Below are 18,517 nucleotides of genomic sequence, written 5' to 3'. Positions count from 1 at the left end.
AGTTAACTTGAGCCGCGCGCAATTAAACGCGGTGGCAGCAGGGTGCTTTGTACTTGCTCACCACGAATTAATTTAAGTAAGTTTTCAACTAACATTTGCCCCGCTATAGTGGTGTTTTGCTCTATGGTTGTGAGCGGCGGATTAATGTAACTTGCAATAGAAATATTATCAAAGCCGATTACGGCTACATCTTTTGGCACGTTAATATTGGCTTCTTTTAGCGCGCGTATTGCGCCTATAGCAATCAGATCGCTGGCAGCAAAAAGTGCATTAAAAGTAATGTTATTAGCAATTAAAGAGCGAGTAGCATGGTAGCCAGATTCTTCGGTAGAAATTGCATTGGCAATTTTACGATCATTTAAGGGGACACCGTTCTGCTGCAGTTCGTCTTTAAAGCCATTAAAACGGGCAAAAAACTCAGGGCTGTGATCAGAGGCATCGCCAATAAATGCACAATCAGTTCGGTTATGCGCCAGTAAATGCTCAGCGGCAAGTTTACCACCGCCATAATTATCGCAACTTATAGTTAAATCAGGGCGGTTATCAACGCTTGCTCCCCAGCAAACAAATTTAGTGTTTTGTTCAAGCAAGGTATTAAATTTTGGTTGAAAATCAATGTAGTCGCCATAGCCTAATAAGATTATTCCATCTGCTCGATGGCTGTCTTCGTAGTCTGCTTGCCAATCAGCGCTAGCTGATTGAAATGAAACAAGTAGATCATAACCTTCTTTTGCGCAAGCACGGGTAATACTGCCCAGCATGGCTAAAAAAAACGGGTTGATTTGTGATTCATCTGAGGTCGGGTCTTCAAACAACAGCAATGCTAGGGTACTGCTTTGTTGAGTGCGAAGGTTACTGGCGTTTTTGTCTACTTTGTAATTAAGTTTTTTAGCAATATCGTGAACACGTCTTCGAGTTTCGTCATTTACCAGTGGACTATTTCGTAGAGCACGCGAAACTGTAGATTGAGACACCCCAGCATAATGGGCTATATCAAACGAGGTGGCTTTACCTTTCATCACGATTACTTACTTAAGAGGACAATAGGGGGGTATTCTCGTTTATTAGTGATTTTTTTCAAGCTTATTTGTCAATAAAGGCATTTTTTTATTGATTTTTTCATGACACCGGTGTCACAATAAGGGCGTTTTATCATTTTGTTGTCAAAACGTATTAGCTACCTTTATTATTAAAGGTAGCATTTTTACAGTGATAGCTGCTTTGAGGTGATAGCTCAAAGTAAATAAGTATCAATGATACTCCATTAAAATAATAAGTACTCATTACTTAAACAAAAGAGATAACACTATGGGTTTACACTCTAGCACACACTTTGATCCTATTCTGGTTGCCGATATTGGCGGCACAAATGCTCGTTTTGCGTTGATCACTGGGTTCGACGAATCAAGTAATCAATTTACCATTGAGCATAATCATACTTTTCCCAGTGCTAACTATGGATCGCTCGAAAGTGCTACCGAGTACTACTTATCAACAGTGTCTCATATAACCCCTAAACGCGCATGCCTTGCAGTAGCAGGCCCTATAAATGCAGGGCAAGTTCATTTAACTAATTTAGGTTGGCACTTTAGCGTTAATGATTTTAAACACCACTTTGACCTTGCTCAATTAAGCGTTATAAATGACTTTGCTGCTTTTGCCTACGCAGCACCGTATTTAGACCCTTCACAAAATGTCACTGTTAAACCTGGTCAAGCGGATGAGTCTGCCAATATAGGTGTAATGGGCCCAGGCACCGGTTTTGGTGCAGCGTGCTTAGTGAGAACCGCGCATTCGTGCGCGGTGATGAGCTCAGAAGGCGGGCATATTTCGTTAGCAGCCGTTAATCAACTTGACGCTCAACTAATTCAAGAACTTAAAAAAGATCACCCTCATGTATCAGTAGAAACGGTATTTTCGGGCCCAGGTATTGCTCATTTATATAAAGCCATGGCTGCGGTTAAAGGGGTGGCAGCAAAAAATTTAGATGCCGCACAAATTAGTAGCTTAGCCAATAGCGGTGAATGTGAAGTGTGTGATGCAACGCTTGATCAATTTTGTGACTGGATTGGCAGTGTTGCAGGCGATTTAGCGTTGGCCTACGGCGCCTTAGGCGGCCTTTATATTGGCGGTGGAATTTTACCACGCATGCAGGCTCGTTTACTTGAAAGTCGTTTTATTGAGCGCTTTTCGCAAAAAGGTATTATGTCGCAGTACACAGGTCAAATTCCGGTGACGTTAGTAACACAAGACAACATCCCATTAATTGGGGCTGCCGCGTGTTTGCATACAAGCCAACAGGATTAATCGCTTTGCATAGGTTTGGAAATAAATAGATGAAAAAAGTCACTATAAACAGCGTTGCCAGTCATGCAGGTGTTTCTAAAAAAACCGTATCGCGAGTACTCAATAATGAGCCTAATGTCAGTGCAGCTACACGCGAAAAAGTGTTAGCCGTATTTAAAGAGCTAGATTACACCCCAAACCCAATTGCACGCGGCCTTGCACAAAATCGCAGCTTTATCATTGGTTGCATTTACGATAATCCTAGTAAAAGTTATATCACCCGTGTGCAAACAGGCGCACTGGCTGCCTGCCAAGAGAACAACTATAACTTGCTTATTCATCCTTGTGAGCTCAGGGGCGATGCACTCATTAACAATATTGAGCAGTTATTGCAGTCATCACGCCTCGACGGTTTAGTATTAACCCCGCCATTTTGTGATTTTGGCGAGTTGGTAGATTTTTTAAAGTCGAAAAAAATCCCTTATGCTCGAGTCGCTTCTGCAATTTTAGATGACGATTCTATTTCTGTGACCAGCAATGACGAGCAGGGGGCGTTTGAAATTACCGAGCATTTAATAAATCTAGGACATACCTCCATAGCGTTTATTAAAGGTCACCCAGATCACAGTGCCACTGAGCAGCGTTTTAAAGGTTACAGGCGCGCATTAACAACTCATGGCATTGAATTTAACGAACGCTTAGTTGAAGAGGGTAACTTTAGTTACCATTCAGGAGTAGACAGTGCGCGTAGTATTTTAGATTTATCACCACGTCCTACCGCTGTATTTGCATCAAACGACTACATGGCAGCTGCAGTGCTCAAATTAGCCACGCAGCGTAACTTACGTGTACCTGATGATATTTCTATCGCTGGGTTTGATAATGCACCAATAGCGCGCCACATTTGGCCTGGGCTGACCACCATAGCGCAACCTGTAGAAGAAATGACAAAACAAGCCGTTACGCAATTGATCACTCATATTATTGAGCCGCAAGAGTCGCCATATAAAGTGATTTTAGAAGCAAAATTAATCACGCGAGAGTCAACCGCAGCCGTAAAATAAAACCGCTTTTTCACAGTAGCCCGAGTATGAGTGACGCTTACTCGGGCTTTTTTTTGTCTGTACTTTTAATTTTCATTATTTGCTTGCTGGTATTTCACTAAAAATTCACGTTTATTTATTGTGCATGTTAAAAAAATTGGCTATTTTAATTACTCAGGGTTGACACCGGTGTCAGTGTCATGCGTTAATATAGTGACACCGGTGTCAGGGTTGTTGTGAGAGGCTCCCTGGTAGCGTACCTTTGAACGGGTAAGTCAAAGATGCTCAGTACAGTTATTTTCGTGGAGTCTATAATTGTTACTGAGCCTTTATCCTCTAACGAATAGAGATGAGTAAAATTATGTTGCACCCTCGAATTCAAGAAGTCACAGAACGCGTTATTGAGCGCAGTAAACAAACCCGTCAAGCCTATTTAGATCGTATTTCGCACGCAAAAAAACAAACAAGAGTTCGTGCTGGATTAGGCTGTGGCAATATTGCTCATGTAATGGCTGCGTGTAGCAGCGATGACAAAGCGCGTTTAAAAGCAGACGAGGTGCCAAACCTTGCAATTATCAATTCATATAACGACATGTTATCTGCACATGTGCCTTATAAAGAATACCCCGATTTAATTAAAAGCATTGCCACTAAATTTGACGCCACCGCGCAAGTTGCTGGCGGTGTTCCTGCGATGTGTGATGGCGTTACGCAAGGGCGTGATGGCATGGAGCTATCGCTTTTTTCTCGTGACGTTATTGCTATGTCTACTGCGGTTTCGTTATCGCATGACGTGTTTGATGGTGTGTTTTGTTTAGGTGTATGTGACAAAATTGTCCCAGGCCTATTAATTGGTGCTTTATCATTTGGTCACTTACCTGTGTATTTTTTACCAGCAGGGCCTATGCAATCAGGTATTCCAAACAAAGACAAAGCACGTGTTCGTCAAAAGTTTGCACAAGGACTGGTATCTCGTGAAGAGCTACTAGAAGCTGAAAGCGCTTCTTATCACAGTGCGGGTACCTGTACGTTTTATGGCACTGCAAATTCAAACCAAATGCTAATGGAAATAATGGGCTTACACTTACCAGGTAGCTCGTTTATAAACCCATACACAGAACTGCGTGATGGCTTAACCGGTAATGCGGTTGAAACCATGCTTAAGCAGCTTACTGAAAACAATGATGGCCCGTGTTTAGCGGATGTGATCAGCGAAAAAACCATTATTAACGGCTTAGTTGGCTTGTTATCAACAGGTGGCTCAACCAATCATGCAATCCATATTGTGGCGATTGCTAAAGCGGCCGGTATTCAAGTTACATGGAAAGACATGTCTGATTTATCAGCGGTTGTTCCCTTACTGACGCGTATTTATCCAAATGGCTCAGCAGATGTTAATCACTTTCAAGCAGCCGGCGGAATGGGCTTCTTAATGCGTGAATTAGCAGGTGCTGGTTACCTTCATACAGACGTAACCACTATTTTAGGCGAAGGCCTTGCACCTTACATGTGTGAGCCACTACTCGATAAAGACGACAACTTAATTATGAGTGATGCCAATGGCCCAAGTAAAGTTAAATGGGTCGCGTGTCCAGAAAACTCACATGATGAAGAAGTACTTCGTCCAGTAAGTAACCCATTTAGTAAGCAAGGTGGTTTACAGCTACTAACGGGTAACTTAGGTAAAGCGGTTATTAAAGTTTCTGCGGTTGCAGAGTCTCATCAAGTAGTGTCGGCACCGGCTAAAGTATTTAGCTCACAAGGTGAGTTACAAGATGCCTACAGCCGTGGCGAACTTAACCAAGATTTTATTGCTGTACTTAAAGAGCAAGGGCCAAAAGCCAAAGGCATGCCTGAGCTTCATAAGCTCACACCGGTAATGGCAACATTACAAGATCAGGGCTATAAAGTGGCTATTGTTACCGACGGTCGTATGTCGGGCGCATCAGGCAAAGTACCAGCGGCAATCCATTTAGCACCTGAAGCGGTTGAAGGTGGGATTATTGCTAAAATTCATGAAGGCGATATTGTTACTCTAGATGCGCCAAATGGTATTTTAAAACTGCATGTTAGCGATGAAGAACTTGCACAGCGAGAGCCGCAAATTAGCCAAGCAAGCCAAACATTTGGTACAGGTCGTGAATTATTTACTGGATTTAGAAACATAGTAAGCAGTGCCGATTTAGGTGCAAGTGCTTTTGGACTTGAATAATAATTAGCCATATTGGGTAATGAGGAACAAGTAATGAGTATTGAAAAAATCTTAGCATCGGCACCGGTAGTGCCAGTGGTGGTAATCGAAAAATTAGAAGATGCAGCACCACTTGCAAGAGCGTTATATAACGGTGGCCTAAAAGCACTTGAAATTACACTGCGTACACCCATTGCAGCTGAGGCTGTAAAACTAATGAAAGCAGAAGTGCCCGAAGCTTATGTTGGTACAGGTACTGTGGTTGATAAAGCAAGCTTTAACGCATCAGAAAAAGCGGGTGCTGACTTTATGGTGAGCCCAGGTGTTAGCGATGAGTTATTAGCGCTGGCAAAAGAGTCAAGTATTCCTTTTTTACCCGGTGCAGCGACCCCAAGCGAAGTGATGAACTTAGCTGCTCATGGTTTTAAGTTCTTAAAGTTTTTTCCTGCAGAAGCTGCAGGCGGTGCTGCCATGCTTAAATCTATTGGTGGCCCATTACCTGATATTACTTTTTGTCCAACCGGTGGCATTAGTTTAGCAACCGCACCTGATTACTTAGCACTTAACAATGTTATTTGTGTAGGTGGTACGTGGATGTTAGATAAGCAACTTATTGAAAATAAAGACTGGCAAGCTATTGAAACGCTTGCTCGCCAAGCATGTGAAGTTAATAGGAGTCAAAAATGATTAAGGTAGCAATTAATGGCTACGGCCGAATTGGCCGTAATGTATTACGTGCACTGTATGAATCAGCGCAAAATAATGAAATTAAAATTGTGGCTATTAACGATTTAGCCCCAGCCAATGTAAATGCTCATCTGACTCAGTTTGACTCAGTACATGGTCGTTTTTCACAGCAAGTAACACTTAAAGATAACACTATGCTAATTGGCGATGATGTGATCACGCTAACGCAAGAGCGTGACCCTGCTAATTTACCGTGGAAAGAACTAAACGTTGATATCGTACTTGAATGTACAGGGTTATTTACTTCTCGCGAAGCAGCTAATAAGCATATTGAAGCGGGCGCGAAAAAAGTAGTGGTATCGGCTCCTGGTACAGATATGGATGCAACGGTAGTTCATGGTGTAAACAGCGATGTAATTAATGCCGATAGCAATATCATCTCAAACGCGTCGTGTACAACTAACTGTTTAGCACCAGTGGCCAAAGCAATTAACGATACAGTAGGAATTGAACAAGGTAGCATGACCACCATTCATGCTTACACTAACGATCAAAATTTATCTGACGTATACCACCCAGATTTATACCGCGCGCGTAGTGCGACTCAATCTATGATCCCAACTAAAACGGGCGCTGCAAAAGCGGTTGGTTTAGTACTGCCTGAGCTGGCAGGTAAATTAGATGGCATGGCGGTACGTGTACCTACAATTAATGTGTCGTTAGTTGATTTAACGTTTATTGCTAAACGTGACACAAGCATTGAAGAAATTAACCAAGTAGTTAAAGCAGCCTCAGAAGGGCCAATGAAAGGTATTTTAGAGTACAACGAGCTGCCGCTTGTTTCTATCGACTTTAACCATAACCCAGCTTCATCTATTTTTGATGCAACGCAAACACGTGCTGATGGTAAATTAGTTAAAGTAATGGCGTGGTACGACAACGAATGGGGTTTCTCAAACCGCATGTTAGATCAAGTTAAAGCGCTGGGTGCCTATTTATAAATTTTCCGTGTAGTTAATTTAGCTTTATCCAGCCAAGCCACGCATTGCGTGGCTTTTTTGTGTTTTAGTTAGCCCAAAATTTGCTAGAATATGCGCACTAGAATAGGGACTGCATATTATATTAAGGAAAATAATGCTAAAACACGCCACTAAAAAAATATTTCGCACCAGTCAGTTGCAAATTGGTGAGGGTAATATCAGCGGTTATATTGCTTGCTTTTTGGCGATATTAAGTTGCTTGGGAGTGCTTGCATTCCACTTCCCTGAATATTTAACGACTCCAGAATTGCGTAAAAGTTATAGCGTCGAGTTTTTACGTCAACTTATGTTTGTTGCCCTTATTATTTCAGGAAGCCTGGGTTTACTTAATTTTGTACGAAATACCAATAAGCGCTTGGGGGCGACTGCGTGGTTTTTTATTGTACTAGCAATTGGCTTTGGCGGCCCGAATGTTGAAGTGAATGACTTTGCCGATAACACCCCATATATTGGCTTAGATTGGTTTATATTAGACTTATTAGGCTCAACCTTAATTTTTATTTTAATTGAAAAACTGCTTCCGCATCGAAAAGAGCAAAAAATACTGCGTAGTGAATGGCGCGGGGATTTAAACCATTTCTTTGTCAATCATCTAATAGTGGGCTTTGTATTACTTGTTACTAATCATTTTGTGCATTATGGTTTTGGTTGGGCGGTGTCGAGCACATTACAAGGTTACATAGCGCAAATGCCGTTTGTACTGCAGCTATTTTTAATTATTTTGGTGGCTGATTTAATGCAGTATTGGACACATCGTGCGTATCACGAAGTCCCCTTTTTATGGCGATTTCATGGTGTGCACCACAGTGCCAAAGAAATGGATTGGCTCGCAGGCTCTCGTCAGCATATTTTAGAAATACTGGTTACCCGTAGTTTAGTGTTAACGCCTATATTTGTGCTGGGTTTTTCACAGCAAATTATTAGTTTGTACGTGATTATTGTAGGCTTTCAAGCGGTATTTAATCACGCTAACGTAAATGTAAAATTTGGGTGGTTAAAGTATTTTATGGTTACACCGCAGTTTCATCATTGGCATCACGCATCCGACAAAGCCGCCATTGATCGAAATTATGCAGCCCATTTTTCGTTTTTAGATTACTTGTTTGGTACTGCAGTAAAAGGGCAAGCAGAGTGGCCTAAAGAATATGGGGTTGTGGGTGATTACATGCCTGTAGGTATGCTAAAGCAACAAATTTACCCGTTTAAAAAACAAAAATAGTGTTCAATTTTAGCTTGCGGCCATAATATTAATGGCCGCATAACCACTATAAAAAGTCAGCTAATGCGCTAAGTGTTGGCCGCTGTGCGATATTTTCGCTCATGCATTGCTGCGCAATATGTTTTAAGTGCATGACTTCAGCGCTTTGCTCTTGGCAGGTTGTGAGTAAATCCTCGATTAAACACCCCAAAGCACGCACTTCTATTAACTGTATTTGTTGACGTTGATAGTCACTGAGCATAGTAAGATCAGTGGCCGCGCCAAAGTCCCCAAACAGCACACGCGCGTGCGGATCAACCATGGTATTGTGCGCATATATATCACCATGGCTTATATTGTGCTGGTGCAAGTGGGCCACAGTGCTAACCATTTGCTGCGCTATGGCATAAATTACTTGGGTAGAGTAGTGGCAATCGCTTTCAAATGTATCTCGAGTACAGGTATTAAGGCTCGGCGGTAAACCAAGATTTGTAAAGCTTGAATCAATTAACTCCATCACTAAACCAAGCTGTTGCTGTTGTTCAATGTAAGCCAGTACTTTAATTAAGTTTGGATGCTCAAGCGCTTGCAAGCAGCAATTAACTTCATCCAGCGGATAACCATCGCTTGTAATAGTCCCTTTAAATAACTTAACAGCAACCGGCTCTTTATTCGTTGAATAAGCAAGATGGATAATCCCTGATGCGCCTTGGCCTATTACTTTACTGAGCGAGTAGTCACTCAGTGGTTTATTGGTTAAATTTGATTGGGTAAGGCACTGTGATTTATTAAAGCAATTACCTGCAAATGCAAGCCAAGTCAGCTTTGGTAGTTCAAATAGCCAATTATCAATTTGAGTTAACTGATTTGCAGAGAGCCTAATTAGTTCCAGGTTATGGCAGTTTGCCATGCTTATTGGTAGCTCACTGAGCTGATTACCTGCCAATGCCAGCTTTTTAAGCGCAGTGTATTGGCCAAATGTTGCAGGCAGCTTAGCTATTTTATTATCTGTAAGAATAAGCCATTCAATCGCTTTAGGTAGGCAGTGATCTGCAAATTCAGTGATGTGATTACCTTTAAATGCAACAATGATCAAAGCAGGGCACTTAGCAAGTATTTTAGGTATATGTTTAAACTGATTAAACGATAAAAACAGTCGTTTTAATTTTGTTAAGCAGGCAAATTCATCAGGTAAATCAGATAAATTGTTATTAGATAAATCCAAGACTTCGAGGGTATCCGCGAGGGTAAAAATTTCCTCTGGAAAGTCGCTTAGCGCTTCAACTAATTGTAGGTGTTTAGCACCAAGTAATTGGCCGCTGCGAAGTTGTGAAAGGGTATTCAAAATTAATAATCCATTTTAAAATCAACAAAAAGGCCAACTAAGTTGGCCTTTAAACACGATTAAGCTTTAATGTTTAAAATTGTGCGTTGTGGTACACGTTTTGTACGTCATCACAATCTTCAAGCATGGCTAAAAAGCGTTCCATCACTTCTACATCCTCGCCTTCAATAGGGGCTTCTACTTGGGGTACAAAGGCAATTAAATCTTCGTCAAATTCTGTCACACCCATTTCTTCAAGTGCGGTACGCGTATTGTTGTATTCAGTGTGTGGAGCAAACACGGTCACTTTACCGTTTTCTACTTCTACATCGGTTACATCAACGTCAGCCATCATTAGCGCTTCAAGTACGGTTTCATCATCGTCACCGTCAAATACAAAAATAGCAAGGTGATCAAATAAGTGTGATACCGAGTTTTGTGCGCCAATTTTAGCGTTTGCTTTAGTAAAACACACACGTACATCAGCAAAGGTACGTTTGTTGTTGTCGGTTAAACAGTCAACAATAATCATGCAATTACCTGGGCCGTAACCTTCGTAGCGCGTAGCTGCATAGTCTTCACCGCCGCCGCCTTTAGCTTTATCAATGGCGCGTTCAATTACGTGAGCCGGTACTTGGTCTTTTTTAGCGCGTTCAATTAAACGACGCAGTGCTAGGTTACCGTCAGGATCAATACCGCCGTTTTTAGCACAAATATAAATTTCTTTACCGTATTTTGAATAAACTTTAGTTTTAGCACCCGCAGTTTTAGCCATTGAATCTTTTTTGTTTTGGTAAGCTCTTCCCATCTGCGTTTCGCCTTAATATGTATAAATAATTGAAAAAATTTGCAAGCCCATATTCTAAAGGTAAATGCGGGGCAGGGCTAGTAAGTATTGAGATTGATTACTAAGTAACAGGGGGAAACAGTTATTATGGTTGGAAAATAAAACAACCCGCCATAGCGGGTTGTTTAATACCTTACAATCTATGAAGGGTTGTTAGGGGATTACCAAATACGAACACGCTCGTCTTCTGGTAAGTACAACTCATCACCTGGTTTTACATCAAATGCTTTGTACCAAGCGTCGTGGTTACGAGGAGCTTGTGCTCTAAAGCGACCTGGCGCATGCGTACCGCCACGTAATTGATTTAACATGCTTTGCTCAGTACGTTTCTCTTTCCATACCTGTGCCCACGCTAAGAAGAAACGTTGATCGCCGGTTACACCATCAATCACAGGGGCTTCTTTACCATTTAGGCTTAGTTTGTAGGCATGATAAGCCATGGCTAAACCACCTACATCACCAATATTTTCACCTAAGCTGTTACGGCCATTTACAAAGTTACCTGGAATTGGCTCATATTTGCTGTACTGAGCCGCCAGTTTGTCGGCTTTAGCATCAAAAGCAGCACGGTCTTCGTCAGTCCACCAGTTACGTTGTATGCCGTTAGCATCTGATTTTGATCCTTGGTCATCAAAGCCATGGCCCATTTCGTGGCCAATCACGGCACCAATACCACCGTAGTTTACGGCAGGATCTGCATTTGGATCGAAAAACGGCGGTTGTAATATAGCGGCAGGGAATACAATTTCATTAAATGAGCTATTGTAATAAGCATTTACACGTTGTGGTGTCATGCCCCAACGATTGCGGTCGGTTTTCTTAAGCTCTTTTTCAACGCTATCGGCTTGGAAAAACTCACGCATATTTTTTACATTAGCCATTAAATCATTTTTGCTAATACTTAAGCCTTCGTAAGATTGCCATTCGTCTGGGTAACCAATTTTTGGCACAAACGCCGCTAATTTTGCACGCGCATTTACTTTTGTTTCTGCGCCCATCCAATCTAGGTTATCAATACGCTCGCCAAGGGCTGTGCGTAAGTTTTCAACCAGCTCAGACATTTGCTGCTTCGATGACTCAGGGAAGTAACGATCTACATAAATTTTACCAATCGCAAAGCCTAGTGAACTAGTGCCTGACATTTGGCTGATCGCACGTTTCCAGCGTGGACGAGGCTCTTGTTGACCATTTAACTCTTTACCAAAGAAAGCAAAGCTGGTGTTAAATATGTCTTCTGACAACAGCCCAGCGTTACCATTAATTGCATGGTATGTTAGGTAGTCTTTCCATACGCTTATATCTTCGTTGTTGATTAAATCAATCATGGCCTTTATAGGTTCAGGCTGCGACACGTTTAGTTGCGGTACTTTGTAACCTGTTTGCGCAAAGTATAAATCCCAATTAAATCCAGGGTACTGGGTACTTAACTCGTCGCGTTTTATTTGGTTTAACGTTATGTCACGATTACGGCGTTTTTCACGTGGCCAATGACCTTCTGCTATTTTTGTCTCTAGCGCTAAAATTGCTTGTGCACGTTCAGTGGTATTTTCAACACCAGCATATTTAAGCATGTCGGCAATATGTGCAACATACGCTTCACGAGTTTTTACAAAACGCTCTGCATCTTCAAGGTAATATGAACGATCAGGTAAGCCTAAACCACCAGCACCTAACGACATTTCGTATTTATTAGGATCTAAGCGGTTAAACCACATACCACCACCAATTGGGGCGCTAATACCAGTGAGCCATGAATTACCAAAGATTTTTGCTAAGTCATCAGTAGAGGCAACCGTATTAATGTCGTTAAGCAACGGCTTAATTGGCGTGATACCAAGTTTATTAAGCGTGTCGGTATCCATGTACGAATTATAAAAATCAGCAACTAGTTGCTCTTCTGCATTTAAATTGTCACGTGCTGCAATATCTTCAATAATTTCTTTTACACGCTCTTCACTGCGCTCAGCTAGCGCGGAGAATGCACCGTAGCGGGTTTTATCTGCTGGCATTTCGTAGTTGTCGTACCATGAACCGCTGGCATACATAAAAAAGTCATCGCCCGGTTTTACAGCTTCATTGCGGGCAGTTAAATCAACCCCAAAAGTGCCTAATTCAGCTTGCTCAGTTGCTTGTGGTTTTTCAGCGACGGCTGCGACTTGCTCAGTTTTTGTAGTTTGTGGCTCTGAACAGCCGGTAATAAATGTAGCGGCGAGTGCCGCTGCAATTAAACTTTTTTTCATTACTTTCCCCTATGAATTCACGTTATTTAATTCGTTATATTTTTGTTATAAAAATAGCTATTTGATTGTATTGATAACTTCACTGCAAACAAACCTTTTGAGGTGAATAACCGTACCGGTCGATAAGATGAATAAAATACTATCGAAAATAGCAAAAAACACTCAACTACTTCAATCGTTCTTGAGCGGCTTAGTTTATTGCGCCTTTGACTGCTTTTGCTGTAATGCCCACATACGGGCATATTCACCGTTTTGATTTAGTAGTTCTTGGTGTTTGCCTTGTTCAATAATTTCACCAGCTTTTAAAACAATAATTGAGTCTGCATCGGTTATGGTCGAAAGTCGGTGTGCAATAACAATACTGGTGTGATCATTTGCCACTTCACGCATTGCTTTTAAAATAGCTTGCTCTGCATGAGAGTCGAGCGCAGAGGTTGCTTCATCAAAGATTAAGATGGGTGATTGCTTTAAAATAGCACGGGCAATGGCAATCCGTTGTTTTTCACCCCCTGAGACTTTTAACCCACGCTCACCCACGAGGGTTTTATCGCCTTTGTCTAAGCTATTTATAAAGTCGGTTAAGTGCGCCATGTTAATTGCTTTATTTATTTCATCTTCAGTTGCTGAGGGTCTGCCATAGGCAATATTCTCACGGATGGTGCTATTAAACAGCACAGTATCTTGGGGGACTATCGCAATGGCTTTACGCAAGCTTGCAAGAGTAACTGTATTAATTGCTTGTTTATCTATGCTAATAGTGCCTGATGACAGCTCATAAAAGCGATACAGTAATCGGGCTAATGAGCTTTTTCCTGCACCACTTGCACCCACAATCGCGACTTTTGAGCCGGCAGCAACATTAAAGCTAATGCTTTTTAAAATAGGCCTTTTACTGTCGTAGTGAAAGCTTACTTTATCAAAGCTAATTTCACCTTGTTTAATGACCAACTCTTTAGCCTCATTAACATCCGCCACTTTAGGTTGTGTATTAAGCAGGCCGAGCATGTTTTCAAGGTCGGTGAGGGCACGGCGTATTTCGCGATACACAAACCCTAAAAAGTTGAGCGGTAAAAAGAGTTGAATCATATACGCATTGATCATCACAAGTTCACCAATCGTTAACTCGCCTGTGACGACCTCACTTGCGCCAAGCCACATTAATGCGGCTATTGCACAGGCAATTATGAGAGCTTGCCCTGAATTTAGCGCCAGTAACGAGAGTCGATTTTTTAATCGAGCTTGTTCCCAGGTTGCTAAAAACGTATCGTAAGTTTTAGCTTCATACTCTTCGTTATTAAAGTATTTAACGGTTTCGTAATTTAATAAGCTGTCGATGGCGCGGGTGTTACTTTGATTGTCTGCAGCATTTGACTCGCGAATAAAGCGGTTTCGCCATTGGGTAATCGTCACGGTAAAAAAGATATAAATAGCCACAGCGAGTAGGGTAATCAGCGCAAACCAAATAGAAAATAAGGTGCCAAAAATAATCGCCACGGTAATTATTTCAAACAACGTGGGCACAATATTAAACATTAAAAAGCGCATTAAAAAGCTCAAACCACTGGTGCCGCGCTCTATGTCTCGACTTATACCGCCAGTTTGCCTGTCTAAATGAAAGGCTAAATCTAACGAGTGCAAATGTTTAAATACTTTAAGGCCAATATCACGCATGGCATGCTCGGTGACTCGAGAAAATACAGCATCGCGTACTTCACCTAAAAACACGCTGGCAAATCGCAGTGCGCCGTACATAACGAGTAATAAGGTTGGGACGAGGAGTAGCGGGTTAATTGATTTATCAACCGCATCAATTATTTCTTTTAAAGCCCATGGCATGAGCAATGTCGCGCCTTTAGCACCCACAAGCGCTAATATGGCAATAAGCACACGCCCTTTAAATTTAGTGATATAAGGCCAAAGAGTTTGAATGCTTTGTTTTAAATTCATGGCATCGGGGCGTTTTACTGAACTTTGTCTGGAGCGCATCGAGGATCTCAGTATTTGTTTTTATATAAATGAAATAGCTTAATGTTGGTTATTGTATTTTAATTAGCTGCCCTTATATACTAGCTATCCTTTATTTTAGATTTAAATGACAGATGTTTAAATTTCGCGTTTTTTTAGCTACATGCTTGTTTTTTGCCGCACTCTTTAGTGGGCAAAGCCATGCTATGGGTGTAAAACACGAATTAAACAATAACCAAAGCAGTTATAGCCATGTTGTTAATGTCGAAAATTTAACTAATGCTCCCACACCGTTAAAGTCGCTAGGTAATTTACAGCATAAAAACTCAAAGCATTCTGAGTTTGCTGCGCATCAGCCTAGGCTAACAGCTAATAACTCATTTTTATTTTTACACAGTGCGCAGGGCGATCCTGAATACGATGTAGTGCATGAGTTTTTTGCGCTAAATGGGTGTAGGCATATTTTTTTGCGACCGCAAGCAGTCACCATAAATCAGCCTTGGTATACTTGGGTTTTTAAAAGTAAAAAGTCGCGCTTGAGCGGCTGGAAAGATGCAAATCTGTTATACACCGCTGTAACCACCTACCACGCTTAAAGTTCCTTAATTATCGTTAATTGGTTTTAACGCATCGCGTTTTGACCTTAATTTTAATTGTGCCTAATAGGTACGTTACTGGGCTATGCCTAGTAATAAGGAACAACTATGTTAAGTTTTAAAAAACAAAAAAAGCCATTTATGGCTAAATTTAAATTAAGCTATGTAGCCATGTTGGTTGTATTGGTTTTACTGGCAATAAGCGCTTTACCTAATTTGTACCCGAATAAATCGTGGTTGCATATTAGTGCCGCACCTGAGGTTAAAACACAAGCAATACCAAGTACTGAAAGCGTAGTGCGCTTTTTAAATAGCCAAGGGTTTGAGGTCAGCCAAGGGGTAGAAAACCAAGCAACAATTAATGTGCTTTTAAATACACCTACGCAAAGTGCCCAAGCTCAAGCGGCTATAAAATCGAATTACCCAAATACACAAGTTAAAATTGTAGAACATGCAACCAGCCCTGTTTGGTTACAAGAGTTTGGTTTATCGCCCATAAAGCTGGGTCTTGATTTAAACGGCGGGGTATTGTTTGTACTTGATGTTGACTTAGATAAAGCCATTGATGAGCAATTACTCAGTGCTTACCAGCAAACGAAAGCCATCATTGTTAAACAAAAAGCCTATGGTGTTAAAGCAAAGCAAACTAACCAAGGCTTTGAAATAAGTGCATTAGAAAATGCAGCCGAAAAGCTAACCTCAGTTATTAGCGACCTTAAAAGCCGCTTTGAAAATCTAACTATAACCACATCAACTCATGGCAACTTACAGGTCGTTAAAGTGAGTTATTCTGAGCAAGGGCGCAGCGCATTTGATAAACAAGTCATGAGCCAAACACTCACTACGCTTCGCTCACGCATTGAAGAGTTAGGAATTACTGAGGCGGTTACACAGCGCCAAGGTAAGCAGCGCATTCGCATTGAGCTACCCGGCGTCCAAGACCCAGCCGAGGCAAAACGTATTATTGGTGCTACCGCGTCACTTGGATTTTATCAACTTAAAGAGATTGGCGGGCAAACATTTAATTTGCAATCGGGTGGGACTATTAAGCTCGACCCTGTGCCTATCTTTACTGGTGAGCATATTAATAATGCCAATATTGGCCGTGATGACTGGGGTAAACCTTTAGTACAACTGAGCCTAGATAGCCAAGGTGGCGATGCTATGTCGGCGTTTTCTAAGGCGAATATAGGTAAGCCGATGGCAACGCTCTATTCAGAGTATTCACAAAATGCTAAAGGTGAAGTGGTTAAAAAAAGCGAAGTCATTAATGTGGCGAATATAGCCCAGCATTTAAGCTCGCGCTTTAGTATAACCAATATGCAAAGCCAGCAAGCGGCTGCCGATTTAGCGCTATTACTCCGTGCGGGGTCGCTTACGGCGCCAGTGACCATAGTACATGAACAAACTATTGGTCCAAGCCTTGGCCAAGACAACATTAACAATGGGTTGGCGGCGTTAATGTTAGGCATGGGGTTAACGCTTGCCTTTATGGCGCTGTGGTATCGTCGTTTAGGGCTTATTGCAAATGTTGCGTTAGTTTTAAATTTAACGTCTTTAGTGGGGTTAATGTCATTATTACCTGGGGTGGTTTTAACACTTCCTGGTATTGCAGGTTTGGTGCTAACCATAGGAATGGCAGTTGATACTAACGTGATTATATTTGAACGCATTAAAGAAGAGCGCCGCAAAGGACGTCCTCCATATCAAGCGATACAAGAGGGCTATAAACAGGCAGCGAATACGATTTTAGATGCCAATATTACCACGATGATCACCGCGATTATTTTATATGGCATAGGTTATGGCCCTGTAAAAGGCTTTGCTATAACGCTGGCGCTGGGACTTATCACATCGGTATTTACTGGTGTGTATGTATCGAAATATTTAAGCCAAAGCTTATATTTAAAGCTGGGTAAAAAAGCAGGAGTAAACGCGCATGCTTAATTCTTTTTTAAAATGTGAGGCAGGGTCTCGTATACGTTATACAGGCATGCTGATCAGCGCCATATTTGTGTTGTTGTCGGTATTCACCATTGCACAAAAAGGGCTAAACTTTGGCCTTGATTTTACGGGTGGATACTTAACAGAGTTTACCACCAGCCAAGGTGTTGAACTAAAACAGCTTGAGCAATTTATTGCTAAAAGCCATCAAGGTGAATTTGAGCTAACAGCACAGGGCAATAATCATTTTCAACTAACACAAGGCCCCAATAATACAAGCAATAACGATGACTGGAAAACGGCTATTAGCCAAAACCCAACTATAAATGCTGAGGTTTTATCATCGGCTTATATTGGCTCTCAAGTGGGTGATGAACTATTTGAACAAGGCTGCTTAGCATTATTTGCTGCGATGGTCGCGGTAATGATTTATTTAGCTGTTCGTTTTGAATGGCGTTTGGCATTAGGCTCTGTGGTGGCTTTATTTCATGACTTAGTGCTGGTGGTTGGCTTATTTGCATGGTTACAAATAGAGTTTAAACTAACTGTTTTAGCCAGTTTGTTGGCGATTATTGGCTACTCATTAAATGACTCAATAATAGTTGGAGATAGGGTGCGCGAGCTGTTGCGCTTACCAACAAACATCACACTCAAACCAAGCAGTATTATCAACAGTGCTATCAAAAGCACCTTAACTCGTACGCTTATTACCTCCGGGACTACGCTCGCAACGGTGGCCAGTGTTTGGCTGTTAGCAGGGGCGCCGCTTCAGGGATTTGCAATTGCTCTGTTTGCAGGAATAGTCGTAGGCACGTTATCGTCCATTTGTATTGCTGCAACATTACCCGAGCTACTTGGGTTAAGTGCTAAAAACTACGATAAGCAAGTGGATCAGCAAACGCAGACATTAATGGATATGCCATAGGCTTAAATCAGCATTGTTGTTACACAGCAAAGGGATAGTGTTAGGTATAGCAACAATGCTAATACCAACCTACATAAATATTTGAACAATATAACGAATTAAATCCCCCTATAACGTTGTTAAAATTTTTTTATTTAGAACAACTAGATGTCAAAAATTTTGCCTAGTTATAGAGCAATTTTCTTATCGTTAAAATAGGTCCCATATCCAAGCAGATTGGTATAAAATAGC

14 protein-coding genes are annotated in these 18,517 nt (G+C 41.5%); 9 read left to right on the top strand and 5 right to left on the bottom strand.

What is annotated here, in order from left to right; all coding sequences use genetic code 11:
- Positions 1-2: 2 nt before the first annotated feature.
- Positions 3-1,019 carry a LacI family DNA-binding transcriptional regulator gene (locus CWC14_RS08285; protein WP_138562308.1) on the bottom strand — a complete coding sequence of 339 codons (1,017 nt, stop codon included), beginning with the start codon at positions 1,017-1,019 and terminating at the stop codon, positions 3-5.
- A gap of 289 nt (positions 1,020-1,308) precedes the next feature.
- On the opposite strand from CWC14_RS08285, the gene glk reads away from it, so the two are divergent.
- From glk to CWC14_RS08255, 6 genes are all read left to right on the top strand, one after another.
- Positions 1,309-2,307 carry a glucokinase gene (gene glk / locus CWC14_RS08280; protein ID WP_138562306.1) on the top strand — a complete coding sequence of 333 codons (999 nt, stop codon included), beginning with the start codon at positions 1,309-1,311 and terminating at the stop codon, positions 2,305-2,307.
- Between the two features lie 29 nt (positions 2,308-2,336).
- Positions 2,337-3,350 (top strand): LacI family DNA-binding transcriptional regulator, encoded by a 1,014-nt coding sequence (locus tag CWC14_RS08275; protein ID WP_008110549.1) that lies wholly within the window; start codon positions 2,337-2,339, stop codon positions 3,348-3,350.
- Between the two features lie 340 nt (positions 3,351-3,690).
- The gene (gene edd / locus CWC14_RS08270) at positions 3,691-5,541 is read left to right on the top strand and encodes a phosphogluconate dehydratase (protein ID WP_138562386.1); all 1,851 of its coding nucleotides are present in this window, start codon (positions 3,691-3,693) and stop codon (positions 5,539-5,541) included.
- A 33-nt stretch (positions 5,542-5,574) separates the two neighbouring features.
- Positions 5,575-6,207, top strand: coding sequence for a bifunctional 4-hydroxy-2-oxoglutarate aldolase/2-dehydro-3-deoxy-phosphogluconate aldolase (gene eda, locus CWC14_RS08265; RefSeq protein ID WP_138562304.1), 633 nt, complete (start codon positions 5,575-5,577; stop codon positions 6,205-6,207).
- Positions 6,204-7,208: a type I glyceraldehyde-3-phosphate dehydrogenase gene (gene gap, locus CWC14_RS08260; protein WP_076921018.1), complete on the top strand. Its 1,005-nt coding sequence runs from the start codon at positions 6,204-6,206 to the stop codon at positions 7,206-7,208. Before eda ends, gap begins: the two co-directional genes overlap by 4 nt.
- A gap of 133 nt (positions 7,209-7,341) precedes the next feature.
- Positions 7,342-8,466: a sterol desaturase family protein gene (locus tag CWC14_RS08255; protein WP_076921020.1), complete on the top strand. Its 1,125-nt coding sequence runs from the start codon at positions 7,342-7,344 to the stop codon at positions 8,464-8,466.
- Positions 8,467-8,512: 46 nt separating this feature from the next.
- On the opposite strand, the gene CWC14_RS08250 is transcribed toward CWC14_RS08255, so the two are convergent.
- From CWC14_RS08250 to CWC14_RS08235, 4 genes are all read right to left on the bottom strand, one after another.
- The gene (locus tag CWC14_RS08250) at positions 8,513-9,790 is read right to left on the bottom strand and encodes a protein kinase (protein ID WP_138562302.1); all 1,278 of its coding nucleotides are present in this window, start codon (positions 9,788-9,790) and stop codon (positions 8,513-8,515) included.
- 73 nt (positions 9,791-9,863) lie between these two features.
- A complete protein-coding gene (locus CWC14_RS08245) occupies positions 9,864-10,577 on the bottom strand; it encodes a YebC/PmpR family DNA-binding transcriptional regulator (RefSeq protein WP_128583594.1) in 714 nt (237 codons plus the stop codon).
- Positions 10,578-10,777: 200 nt separating this feature from the next.
- Positions 10,778-12,856, bottom strand: a complete 2,079-nt coding sequence (locus tag CWC14_RS08240; protein ID WP_138562300.1) for a M13 family metallopeptidase — start codon at positions 12,854-12,856, stop codon at positions 10,778-10,780.
- 195 nt (positions 12,857-13,051) lie between these two features.
- Positions 13,052-14,842 carry an ABCB family ABC transporter ATP-binding protein/permease gene (locus CWC14_RS08235; RefSeq protein WP_171036833.1) on the bottom strand — a complete coding sequence of 597 codons (1,791 nt, stop codon included), beginning with the start codon at positions 14,840-14,842 and terminating at the stop codon, positions 13,052-13,054.
- Between the two features lie 113 nt (positions 14,843-14,955).
- Here CWC14_RS08235 and CWC14_RS08230 point away from each other — a divergent pair, with 113 nt between their 5' ends.
- From CWC14_RS08230 to secF, 3 genes are all read left to right on the top strand, one after another.
- On the top strand, positions 14,956-15,417 hold the full coding sequence (locus CWC14_RS08230) for a hypothetical protein (RefSeq protein WP_138562298.1): 462 nt from the start codon (positions 14,956-14,958) through the stop codon (positions 15,415-15,417).
- Between the two features lie 108 nt (positions 15,418-15,525).
- A complete protein-coding gene (secD, locus tag CWC14_RS08225) occupies positions 15,526-17,364 on the top strand; it encodes a protein translocase subunit SecD (protein WP_138562296.1) in 1,839 nt (612 codons plus the stop codon).
- Entirely contained in the window at positions 17,357-18,286 is a 930-nt protein-coding gene (gene secF / locus CWC14_RS08220) for a protein translocase subunit SecF (protein WP_138562294.1), read from the top strand. Before secD ends, secF begins: the two co-directional genes overlap by 8 nt.
- The last annotated feature ends 231 nt before the right edge of the window (positions 18,287-18,517 follow it).

Origin of the sequence: Pseudoalteromonas sp. S3260, from assembly GCF_005886925.1 — a bacterium.
Classification (GTDB): domain Bacteria; phylum Pseudomonadota; class Gammaproteobacteria; order Enterobacterales; family Alteromonadaceae; genus Pseudoalteromonas; species Pseudoalteromonas tetraodonis.
Note: the sequence above shows the minus strand (reverse complement) of the source record. Positions and strands in the feature narration are given on the sequence as shown.